The sequence below is a fragment of the Pseudomonas sp. TE3899 genome (assembly GCF_056279105.1).
In genome coordinates this window covers 6,212,125-6,223,576 of the sequence record NZ_JBWBQR010000001.1, presented here as the reverse complement: position 1 = coordinate 6,223,576, position 11,452 = coordinate 6,212,125, and the positions used below count along the sequence as shown (strand labels likewise).

At 61.6% G+C, this 11,452-nt stretch carries 10 protein-coding genes; 8 read left to right on the top strand and 2 right to left on the bottom strand.

Annotated features, from left to right (window positions below):
- The first annotated feature begins 202 nt into the window (after window positions 1–202).
- The 4 genes from ACZ89E_RS28365 to ACZ89E_RS28350 all read left to right on the top strand — a co-directional run bounded on the left by ACZ89E_RS28365 (window position 203) and on the right by ACZ89E_RS28350 (window position 2,885).
- Window positions 203–1,105, top strand: a complete 903-nt coding sequence (locus ACZ89E_RS28365) for a chemotaxis protein CheV (protein WP_133840532.1) — start codon at window positions 203–205, stop codon at window positions 1,103–1,105.
- A gap of 26 nt (window positions 1,106–1,131) precedes the next feature.
- A complete protein-coding gene (locus tag ACZ89E_RS28360) occupies window positions 1,132–1,590 on the top strand; it encodes a GNAT family N-acetyltransferase (protein ID WP_149658146.1) in 459 nt (152 codons plus the stop codon).
- A gap of 135 nt (window positions 1,591–1,725) precedes the next feature.
- Complete coding sequence (locus ACZ89E_RS28355; RefSeq protein WP_476256823.1) at window positions 1,726–2,052, top strand: hypothetical protein; 327 nt, start codon at window positions 1,726–1,728, stop codon at window positions 2,050–2,052.
- An 83-nt stretch (window positions 2,053–2,135) separates the two neighbouring features.
- Window positions 2,136–2,885 (top strand): YkgJ family cysteine cluster protein, encoded by a 750-nt coding sequence (locus ACZ89E_RS28350; protein WP_476256822.1) that lies wholly within the window; start codon window positions 2,136–2,138, stop codon window positions 2,883–2,885.
- Between the two features lie 120 nt (window positions 2,886–3,005).
- Here ACZ89E_RS28350 and ACZ89E_RS28345 read toward each other — a convergent pair whose 3' ends face one another.
- Entirely contained in the window at window positions 3,006–4,148 is a 1,143-nt protein-coding gene (locus tag ACZ89E_RS28345) for a transporter substrate-binding domain-containing protein (protein ID WP_476257077.1), read from the bottom strand.
- A 142-nt stretch (window positions 4,149–4,290) separates the two neighbouring features.
- Window positions 4,291–4,548, bottom strand: a complete 258-nt coding sequence (locus ACZ89E_RS28340; protein WP_123410172.1) for a hypothetical protein — start codon at window positions 4,546–4,548, stop codon at window positions 4,291–4,293.
- A gap of 363 nt (window positions 4,549–4,911) precedes the next feature.
- On the opposite strand from ACZ89E_RS28340, the gene ACZ89E_RS28335 reads away from it, so the two are divergent.
- From ACZ89E_RS28335 to ACZ89E_RS28320, 4 genes are read left to right on the top strand one after another with little or no spacing between them, the layout of a single operon-like run.
- Entirely contained in the window at window positions 4,912–6,072 is a 1,161-nt protein-coding gene (locus ACZ89E_RS28335; RefSeq protein WP_476256821.1) for an efflux RND transporter periplasmic adaptor subunit, read from the top strand.
- Window positions 6,069–9,161 carry a multidrug efflux RND transporter permease subunit gene (locus tag ACZ89E_RS28330; RefSeq protein ID WP_476256820.1) on the top strand — a complete coding sequence of 1,031 codons (3,093 nt, stop codon included), beginning with the start codon at window positions 6,069–6,071 and terminating at the stop codon, window positions 9,159–9,161. Before ACZ89E_RS28335 ends, ACZ89E_RS28330 begins: the two co-directional genes overlap by 4 nt.
- A 9-nt stretch (window positions 9,162–9,170) precedes the next feature.
- A complete protein-coding gene (locus tag ACZ89E_RS28325) occupies window positions 9,171–9,848 on the top strand; it encodes a heavy metal response regulator transcription factor (protein WP_463258435.1) in 678 nt (225 codons plus the stop codon).
- Window positions 9,838–11,202, top strand: a complete 1,365-nt coding sequence (locus tag ACZ89E_RS28320; protein WP_149658152.1) for a heavy metal sensor histidine kinase — start codon at window positions 9,838–9,840, stop codon at window positions 11,200–11,202. The genes ACZ89E_RS28325 and ACZ89E_RS28320 overlap by 11 nt, the downstream gene beginning before the upstream one ends.
- Window positions 11,203–11,452 lie beyond the last annotated feature (250 nt).

The window sequence follows — 11,452 nt, the reverse complement described above, 5'->3', positions numbered from 1 at the left end:
CACCGGTTTTTTACGACCGCTTCGCGGCCGAACGGGGGTAAGCCCCCTCGCCACCAGCAAGCGCCCTCGCCACAGGGGTTCGCCGTTTGGCCGGTGGTGGGGATTTAACCTAAAGCCTGCCCCCAACAAGTCGATAACCCGGCATCAATAGTTTTTGGCGACTCTTCACTCGCCCATCACCTTTCGCCAAAGAAGGTTTTTTATGTCCACCACCAAAGCCCGCGCAGATTCACTTTCGCTTCTTCTGTTTACCTTGCGCAGCGGCAAGCTGATGGCGATCAACCTGCTGAAAGTCAGTGAAATCATCCCCTGCCCGCCGCTGACCAAGCTGCCGGAGTCGCATCCCCACGTCAAAGGCATCGCCACCCTGCGCGGCGCCTCGTTGTCGGTGATCGACCTGAGCCGCGCCATCGGCGAGCGGCCGCTGGAAGATCCCAACGGTGGCTGCCTGATCGTCACCGACGTCAGCCGCTCCAAGCAGGGCCTGCACGTGCAGGCCGTGAGCAAGATTGTGCACTGCCTGACCACCGACATCCGTCCGCCACCCTTCGGTTCCGGCGGCGTGCGCTCGTACATCACCGGCGTGACGTCGGTCGACGGCGTGCTGGTGCAGGTGCTGGACATCGAGAAAGTCATCCACGGTATCGCCCCGGCGCAGATTGAAATGGCCCCGACCGAACTGAGCATGGAAGACGCCGAAGTGCTGGGCAACGCTCGCATCCTGGTGGTCGATGACAGCCAGACCGCGTTGCAGCAATCGGTACACACCTTGCGCAACCTCGGCCTGCAATGCCACACCGCCCGCAGCGCCAAGGAAGCCATCGATTGCCTGCTGGACCTGCAAGGCACCGCGCAGCAGATCAACCTGATCGTCTCGGACATCGAAATGTCGGAGATGGACGGCTACGCCTTCACCCGCACCCTGCGCGAAACCCCGGACTTCTCGCACCTCTACGTGCTGCTGCACACCTCGCTGGACAGCGCGATGAACAGCGAAAAAGCACGTCTGGCCGGGGCCAACGGGGTACTGACCAAGTTCTCCTCGCCGGAATTGACCAAGTGCCTGATCGAAGCCGCCAAGGCTGTCGCCGAACAGGGTTACTGAGATTGGCCGAGGACTTTTGCTTTCTGATGCGGCGCAACCTTACGCAGGCGGTGCCGGACATCGCTTGGCCCACCGGTATTGAGCTGACTCAATACCGCCCCGAACTCGCCGCAGCCGTACATCACTTGATGGAACTGGGTTATCGCGAAGGCGGCGGCCGCGTGCCGACGCTGGAGGTCTGGCAACAGCGCTTTGAAACCGATCCCGAATACGATCCGAGCCTGTGCTTTATCGCGCTGGATGGCGAAGGGATTGTTGGCGTGTGCCAATGCTGGACCAGCGCCTACATCAAGAATCTGGTGGTGCACCCACGCGCCCAAGGCCTCGGACTGGGCCGCGCCTTGCTGCTAAATGCTTTCAAGGCGTTTCAGCAGCGCCGCGAAGGATTTGTCGATCTGAAAGTGCTGGAAGACAACCGGCGGGCGCAGCGGTTGTATGAAAGTGCCGGAATGCGGGTGGTTCGGCGGGAGCCGGTGCCGGTTTGATACATCACCTTCGCGCGCAATCAGAAGATCGATCCCTGCAGGAGCGAGGCTAGCCCGCGAAGAGGCCCGCAAAAACACCCCACAACCATCAGGCATACTCCAACCTTGGCCAACACACACAAGGATGCCCAACCCATGAAAACCACCACCCTGCTCTTCCTCAGCCTCACCGCCCTCGCCACCCAGGTTCACGCCTCCAGCCCCGACGCCTGGGCTGCCTATGACAAAGCCGTACTCGCCAGTTGCACCAAGGCCAGCGGCCTGAAGGACGCCAAACCCGTCGGCACCGCCGCACAATTCGACGACCGCGTGGGTTACACCGCCCTCCTGCTGCAAGGCCAATACCCGCAAAAGCACATGAAGGGCCAACAAGGCACCGAGCTGTGCCTCTACAACAAACAAAGCAAAACCGCCTACGTGACCGAGTGGGACTCCATCCGTTCGCCCGCCAAAAAGCCGTGAATGGCGCATAACTTGCTTCGAGACACGCCTGTGCGGTGGATTTCCGTCGCGCTTTCATGACCTCACCGGCGACTGATCGACCCATGAATACGACGTTTTCCTGCGTAGGCTGCGGCAAATGCTGCAACGATCACCACGTCCCCCTGACCCTGGCGGAAGCCCGCATGTGGGCGAACGATGGGGGTCAGGTGATCGTGCTGGTGGAAGGTTTCCTGGGCAATGGCCTGGGCCTGCCGTTGCAGCAACGCGAACATGCCGAACGCCGGTCGGTGAGGGTTCGAAGCGGCGCCAGCGATGTCTACGTGGCCATCACCTTCGCCGCCTACAACGTCGGGCCCTGCCGGAATCTTGACGAAGACAACCTCTGCCGCATCTACGAACGCCGGCCGCTGGTGTGCCGCATCTATCCGATGGAAATCAATCCGCACATCCCGCTGAACCCGGCGGTGAAAGACTGCCCGCCCGAGTCGTGGGAACAGGGTCCGGACTTGATTGTGGGTGGGGAATTGGTGGATCAGGAACTGGTGGCGTTGATCCAGCGCTCGCGCCAGTCAGATCGCGACGATGTTCAGGCCAAGGATGCGATCTGCCAGTTGTTGGGAATCCGCATCACAGCGCTGAAAGGTGATGGGTTTACCGCTTATCTGCCGCAGATGGACGCTTTTGCCTCAGTCATCGATCAGGTTGTGGCGCAGCCACTGGCCGCACCCGACAGTGAATGGCTATTTCATGTCTCGGGCGAGGACATTGCCGGGCAAGTGTTGGCGGCCGGGGCTGACGTAGCGATTGAAGCACCGCTCAACTATGCGTTTATCTCGTTGCGGGCGGCTTGAGCCCGGACCGTTGGTATCTGTCGGGCCTTATCGCGAGCAAGCTTTGCTCCTACAGGTTGATGACACCTCTGTAGGAGCAAAGCTTGCTCGCGATGACGCCAGACCAGCCCCCGCCATCCCTCAGCGGGCGGCGACCGCCAGGCATTCAACTTCAACCCGCGCATCCAGCACCAACGCCTTGGCGGCGAATGTCGTGCGGGCCGGCAAACGATCTGCCGGGAAATAGCGCTGGTATACCTCGTTCATTGCCCTGAAATCCTTGATGTCGTTAAGGATGACTGTGCATTTGGCGACATGTGCCATGGACGAACCGCTGCGTTGCAGTGCGCTGCGCAGGTTCTCCATGGTCTGGGTCATCTGCGGGACGATGCCGCCCTTCACCAGTTCGCCATCCGCCCCGATACCAAGTACCCCTGACAGATAAACAGTCTCACCAACCTGAACGGCATCGGAGAATGGCAGGCCTTCGTCGTTCGGCAAGTAGCTGGGCGAATCCGCCGTCGCCGACGGCAGGTAGCGTTGGGTAATCGCCTGATACTGGCCGTTTTGCTTGAGACGCTCGAGTGCCGCGTTCAGGTTGTCGCGCAAGACGCTATCGCTTTTGCGCAGGGCCATCGCCACGCCACTGCCCAGCATCGGGTCCTTGAGGGCGGCCCCGGCGAAGGCGAAATCCCGGCCTTGTGGATGGTTCATCAAGGCATGGGTGATTTCGATGGCGTCTTGCAGGGTGGCGTCGATTTCCCCGGCCTGCAGGGCGGCAATCAGTTGATCGTTGAATTGGAAACTGCGCACCGTCACGCCCGTGTCAGCCCAGCGCGCCTTGGCGAACGCCTCGCGGCTGGTGCCTGCCAGGACGCCGACACGCTTGCCCTTGAGCGAGGCTGCCGTCGGTTGCAGGCCAGAACCCTCACGCGCGACCAGTCGACTGCTCAACGGGTAAAGGTTGTCGGTGAAATCGATCCGCTCACGACGCGCCGGGGTGGCGGTCATCGGCATGATCACGTCGAAACGATTGGCTTCGAGGGCTTCGATGTTGGTGGCGTAGTCCTGGTCGATCCAGACACAGCGGGATTGGAGCTCGGCACACAGCGCATTGCCCAACTCGATGTTCAGCCCGACCAGCTCACCGCTGTCGTTGCGGCTCTCGAATGGCGGGACCAGGGCTTCGACCCCGAAGCGGATCTGTGGCTCGACCACAGACGACACACAACCGCTGGTCAGAACCGCCAGCGACAGGACAGAGAGGATTTTCAGCAGGGGCATTTCGGTGGCCTTCGTCGAAGAATTCACGGACCTGAATCTTCGACGAGTGGCCACCGACTTTCCCAGAGGACGAATCGCTCATCCTTGTGGGAATTGTCTCGATGACGGGGAGACTTTTTTCCAGCCGAGCAGCGGCTGGCGGTCAGCGTTTACCCATCGAACGACGCGTACCCGGTGGCGCGGCGCCAGGGGTTTTGGTGTGGCCGTTTTTGGCGCCGTTCTTGTACCACGGCTGGCTGGCGTTCTTGGCGGCGGCCAGTTCGCCCGGTTTGAACGGAAACTTGAACGCCGGGATCGCGGCTTTGGTTTCGCTGTCTGCGCTGGAGTCGACGCTGTCTGGCAGGTCTGCCGGGTCGTCGCTCAAGGCGTCGGCGACCGGCGGTTGTGTCGGGGAAGTCATGAAAGCTCCGGGTGGTGCATAAAGAGTCGGGCCCGGTGGGTGGGCCGCGAAAGGCGCGAGTATAACTGGATGGAGCGCTGCAAGCTGCAAGCATCAAGCGGCATGTCGTCGGTCAGTGGGTTTTGGCGGTGTCACCGCTGACGCCTTCGCGGGCAAGCCTCGCTCCTACAGGGGAATGCATTCCAAATGTAGGAGCGAGGCTTGCCCGCGAACAACGATAACGCGGTCCATCTGCATGACTACGGAGCCCAAACTGACAGCCCCGTCAGTTAGCGGTCACCTTCCTGACCGGGTAACAGGACTATAAGGGGAGGTATAAAATCTGACCCTATTCCTGTCCCTCTAGCCCGGCGCCTCACTCGCATGCGAATTCAGAAAAAAACCGCCTTGATCGCAGCCCCTCTGATTGTCCTGGCAGCGCTGGGCCTGTGGTACGCGACCAAACCGGCCACCGCCAAACTGGCGGTCCCGACGGCAATCCCGGTGCGGGTCGTGGCGGTGACGGCAAAAGACGTGCCGCGCTACGTCAGCGGCATCGGCTCGGTGCTGTCCTTGCACAGCGTGGTGGTGCGGCCGCAGATCGACGGCATCCTCACCAAGTTGCTGGTCAAGGAAGGTCAACTGGTCAAGGCCGGAGATTTGCTCGCGACCATCGACGACCGCTCGATCCGCGCCAGCCTGGACCAGGCCCGCGCCCAATTGGGTGAAAGCCAGGCGCAACTGCAAGTAGCCCAGGTCAACCTCAAGCGCTACAAGCTGCTGAGTGTCGACGACGGCGTGTCCAAGCAGACGTACGACCAGCAACAAGCCCTGGTCAACCAACTCAAAGCCACCGCCCAAGGCAATCAAGCCTCCATTGATGCCGCCCAAGTGCAGCTTTCCTACACCCAGATTCGCTCCCCGGTCACCGGTCGTGTCGGGATTCGTACGGTGGACGAAGGCAACTTCCTGCGCATGACCGACGCCCAAGGGCTGTTTACCGTGACGCAGATCGACCCGATTGTCGTGGAGTTTTCCCTGCCGCAGCAAATGCTGCCGACCCTGCAAGGCCTGATCGGCGACCCGCAACGCGCTCAGGTCAAGGCTTACATCGGCGCCGACACCGATGGCGAAACTGGCAACCTGCTGGGCGAAGGCCACCTGACCCTGATCGACAACCAGATCAACGCCAACACCGGGACCATCCGCGCCAAGGCTGAATTCAACAACCCCGGCCAGAAGCTCTGGCCCGGCCTGCTGGTCACGGTAAAGATTCAGACAGCGCTGGATAAGGATGCGCTGGTGGTACCGCCAACGGTCGTACAACGCGGCCTCGATCAACATTTTGTGTACCGCGTCAAAGGCGACAAGGTCGAAACCGTACAGGTGCAGATGGTCTACCAAGGCAGCGGCCAGGACATCATCAGCGGCGTCAAACCCGGCGACGTGCTGGTCAGCGACGGCCAGTCGCGGCTCAAGCCCGGTTCGACGGTGCAGGTGCTGACCGACCCGCCGCAAGTGGTGCAAGCGGAGCCTAAACAATGAGAGGCCCGTCCGCGTGGTGCATCGATCACCCGGTCGCCACCATTCTGCTGACCTTTGCCCTGGTGCTGCTGGGCGTGATCGCCTTCCCGCGCCTGCCCATCGCGCCATTGCCGGAAGCCGAATTCCCGACCATTCAGGTCAACGCGCAACTGCCCGGCGCCAGCCCCGACACCATGGCCTCGTCCGTGGCCACGCCGCTGGAGGTGCAATTCAGCGCCATCCCCGGCATGACCCAGATGACGTCCAGCAGCGCCCTCGGCTCCAGCCTGCTGACCCTGCAATTCACCCTCGATAAAAGCATCGACACCGCCGCCCAGGAAGTCCAGGCCGCGATCAACACCGCCGCCGGCAAGTTGCCCAAGGACATGCCGACCCTGCCGACCTGGAAGAAGGTCAACCCGGCCGACAGCCCGGTGCTGATCCTCAGTGTCAGCTCCACGCAAATGCCCGGCACCGAACTCAGCGATCTGGTGGAAACCCTGCTCTCGCGTCAGATCAGTCAGATCGACGGCGTAGGCCAAATCAACATCACCGGCCAGCAACGTCCGGCGATCCGCGTCCAGGCCTCGGCGGACAAACTGGCCGCCATAGGCCTGACCCTGGCCGATATTCGCCTCGCGATCCAGCAGACCAGCCTCAACCTGGCCAAAGGCGCGTTGTACGGGGAATCGAGCATTTCGACCCTGTCGACCAACGACCAGTTGTTCCACCCCGACGAATACAGCCAACTCATCGTTTCCTACAAGGACGGTGCACCGGTTCACCTCAAAGATGTCGCCAAAGTCGTCAACGGTTCTGAAGATGCCTACGTTCAGGCCTGGGCCGGCGATCAACCCGGGGTGAACCTGGTGATCTCCCGGCAACCGGGGGCGAACATCGTCGAAACCGTGGATCGCATTCAAGCCGCCCTGCCGGGCCTGGAAGCGATGTTGCCGGCCTCGGTGCAGGTCAAGGTGTTGATCGACCGCACCCAGACCATTCGCGCGTCGTTGCACGAAGTGGAAATCACCCTGCTGATCGCGATCATGCTGGTGGTGGCAGTGATGGCGCTGTTCCTGCGCCAGTGGTCGGCGACCATGATTGTGTCGGCGGTGCTCGGTGTGTCGCTGACCGCCAGTTTCGCCTTGATGTACATCATGGGTTTCAGCCTGAACAACCTGACCCTGGTGGCGATCGTGGTGGCCGTGGGGTTTGTGGTGGACGATGCGATTGTGGTGGTGGAGAACATTCACCGTCACCTGGAGGCCGGCGACGGCATGCGCGAGGCGGCGATCAAGGGCTCCGGCGAGATTGGCTTCACCGTGGTTTCGATCAGCTTCTCGCTGGTGGCGGCGTTTATTCCGCTGCTGTTCATGGGCGGCGTGGTCGGGCGGCTGTTTAAGGAATTCGCCCTGACCGCGACCTCGACCATCATGATTTCGGTGGTGGTGTCCCTGACCCTGGCCCCAACCCTGGCCGCGCTGTTCATGCGCGCCCCCGTGCATCACGCCCACAGCAAAAAGACCTTCGGTGATCGCTTGCTGGCCGGCTATGAAAAATACCTGCGCCGCGCCCTCGCCCATCAGAAAACCATGATCGGCGTGTTCTGCCTGTCGTTGTGCCTGGCCATCGCCGGTTACATCTTTATCCCCAAGGGCTTCTTCCCGGTCCAGGACACCGGTTTCGTGCTCGGCACCACCGAAGCGGCTGCCGATATCTCCTACGGCGACATGGTGAAAAAACACCTGGCGATGGCGGAAATTGTCGCGGCAGACCCGGCGGTGCAGGCGTTTTCCCACTCGGTCGGCGTCTCGGGCAGCAACCAGACCATCGCCAACGGCCGGTTCTGGATCGCCCTGAAAAAACGCGGCGACCGCGATGTCAGCGCCAGCCAGTTCATCGACCGGATTCGTCCGCAACTGATGAAAGTCCCCGGCATCGTGCTGTATCTGCGCGCCGGCCAGGACATCAACCTCAGTTCCGGCCCGAGCCGCGCCCAGTACCAATACGTGCTCAAGAGCAACGACGGCCCGACGCTCAGCACCTGGACCCAGCGTCTGACGGATAAACTGCGGACCCTCCCGGCGTTCCGCGACATTTCCAACGACCTGCAACTGGGCGGCAGCATCACCCACATCAGCATCGACCGCAGCGCCGCCGCGCGTTTCGGCCTGACCGCCAGTGACGTCGACGAAGCGCTGTACGACGCCTTCGGCCAGCGCCAGATCAATGAGTTCCAGACCCAGATCAACCAGTACAACGTGATCCTGGAACTGGACACCAAGCAGCGCGGCAAGGCCGAGAGCCTGAACTACTTCTACCTGCGCTCGCCGTTGAGCGGCGAGATGGTGCCGTTGTCGGCCCTGGCGAAATTCGACGCGCCGACCATTGGCCCGTTGTCCATTGCCCACGACGGCATGTTCCCGGCGGCCAACCTCTCGTTCAACCTGGCGCCCGGCGTCGCGTTGGGCGATGCGGTGATTCTGTTGAACCAGGCCAAGGCCGAAATCGGCATGCCGGCGGCCATCAGCGGCAACTTCCAGGGCGCGGCCCAAGCGTTCCAGAGTTCCCTGGCCAGCCAACCGTGGCTGATTCTCGCGGCGCTGGTGGCGGTGTACATCATTCTTGGCGTGCTCTATGAGAGCTTCGTCCATCCGCTGACCATCATCTCGACCCTGCCGTCGGCAGGGCTTGGGGCGGTGATCATGCTGTGGATCTGGGGCCAGGACTTTTCGATCATGGCGTTGATCGGCCTGGTGCTGCTGATCGGTATCGTGAAGAAAAACGGCATCCTGATGATCGACTTCGCCCTCGAAGCGCAGCGCAAGGGTGGTTTGCCACCGGAAGAGGCGATTTTCCAGGCCTGTATCACCCGGTTCCGCCCCATCATCATGACCACCCTCGCCGCCCTGCTCGGCGCCTTGCCACTGATGCTCGGCTACGGAACCGGCGCCGAACTGCGCCAGCCATTGGGGATTGCGGTGGTCGGCGGCCTACTGGTGAGCCAGGCGCTGACGCTGTTTACCACGCCGGTCATATACTTGTGGCTTGAGCGTCTTTTCCATAGACCCAAACCCGCGCCACTGCCGGCGCTGGCGACCACAGACTGAGGCGGGGTCATGCGCGTTCTGATTATCGAAGATGAAGAAAAAACCGCGGATTATCTGCACCGCGGCCTGACGGAACAGGGTTACACCGTGGACCAGGCGCGGGACGGCGTCGAAGGCCTGCACCTGGCGCTGGAAAGCGACTACGCGGTGATCATCCTCGACGTCATGTTGCCGGGCCTCGACGGCTTCGGCGTACTGCGAGCCTTGCGCGCCCGCAAGCAAACCCCGGTGATCATGCTCACCGCTCGCGAGCGGGTCGAAGACCGGATCAAGGGCCTGCGCGATGGCGCCGACGATTACCTCGGCAAACCGTTTTCCTTCCTCGAACTGGTGGCGCGCCTGCAAGCCCTGACCCGGCGCAGTGGCGGGCATGAACCGGTGCAAGTGAGCATCGCCGACCTGTGGATCGATTTGATCAGCCGCAAGGCTACTCGCGCCGGCGCTCGGCTGGACCTGACGGCCAAGGAGTTCTCGCTGCTCAGCGTGTTGGCCCGTCGTCAGGGTGAAATCCTGTCGAAAACAGCGATTGCCGAGTTGGTGTGGGACATCAATTTCGACAGCGACGCCAACGTCGTCGAAGTCGCGATCAAACGCCTGCGGGCCAAGCTCGACGGGCCGTTCGACGAAAAACTGCTGCACACCATCCGCGGCATGGGTTATGTGCTGGAGAGCCGTGGTGTCCAGTAATTCGATTGCGCTGCGTTTGAGCGGGATGTTCACGCTGGTGGCGCTGCTGGTGTTTCTGTTGATCGGCTGGGCGTTGTATCAGCAGGTCGACAAAGGCCTGGGCCTGTTGCCCGAAGCCGAATTGGATGCGCGCTACAGCGTGCTCGAATCCACGGTCGGCCGTTACGGCACGCCCGAGCATTGGGTGAAGATCAACAACAAGCTCAAGTTGCTCGGCGAAGAAGACAAACGCATCAGCTTCTGGATCGTCAGCGGCGATTCCCAGTACGAATACGGCAACATCACGCCGCAGATCCGCGCCTTCGCCGAAGGGCCGTTGGGTCGACGCGACTTGCTGCTGCCGGAGCATTCCTATCCGCTGAAAGTGCTGGTCAGCCAGTTCCCGGCCAAGGACCAGCGCCCGGCGTTGCGCTTTATGATCGGCATCGACACCGAGACGTTTCTGCAGACGCAGCATCATTTGCTGATCGCCTTGATCAGCCTGGCGATTATCGGCGTGCTGCTGGCCTCGGCCCTGGGTTATTGGGTGGCGCGGATCGGGCTCAAGCCGTTGATCAAGTTGTCCCAGGAAGCCCAGCGCCTGGCGACGCCGTTGCGTGCCGGGCGTTTGCGCCTGTCGCCGTTGCCACCGGAGCTGGATCAGTTTGTCAGCTCGTTCAACTCGACCCTGGAACGGGTCGAACAGGCCTATTCGCGGCTGGAGTCGTTCAACGCCGACGTCGCCCATGAACTGCGCTCGCCGCTGACCAACCTGATTGGCCAGACCCAAGTCGCCCTGACTCGAGGGCGTTCCGCCGAACACTATTTCGAAGTGCTGCAATCGAACCTCGAAGAACTGGAACGGCTGCGCTCGATCATCAATGACATGCTGTTCCTCGCCAGCGCCGATCAGGGCAGCAAGGCCACCAAACTGACCTCCACCTCCCTGGCCGATGAAGTAGCGACGACCCTGGAGTATTTGGATTTCATTCTGGAAGATGCGCAGGTTCAGGTGCAGGTCAGCGGCGATGCGCAGGTGCGGATCGAAATTGCGCATCTGCGTCGGGCATTGATCAATTTGCTGAGCAACGCGGTGCAGCACACCGAGCCTGGGCAGGTGATTGAGGTGCACATTGGGGTCGAGGAGCATCAGGTCAGTATCGGCGTCGCCAATCCGGGGTCGCCGATTGCCAGCGAGCATTTGCCACGGTTGTTCGAGCGGTTTTATCGGGTGGATGCGTCGCGCAGCAACAGTGGCAATAACCATGGGTTGGGCTTGGCGATTGTGAAAGCGATTGCGTTGATGCATGGCGGGGATGTGTTTGTGCGCAGTGATCATGGGATGAACACCTTCGGTATCCATCTCCCGGTTTAACGCGCCTCCCCCTGTTTTTAACACCATCTTTGTGGCGAGGGGGCTTGCCCCCGTCGGGCTGCGCAGCAGCCCCAAAACATCCGACGCCATTCCTTCAGACACACTGTGCAGTCCGGTTTACGACTGCTTCGCAGCCGAACGGGGGCAAGCCCCCTCGCCACAGGGTTTCGCTGCGGCCCCCACTATTGCTTCCCACGCAACAGTCCTTTCTGAAATCCGCTCTGTTTCCCATCGTTCTCGAACCTTAACC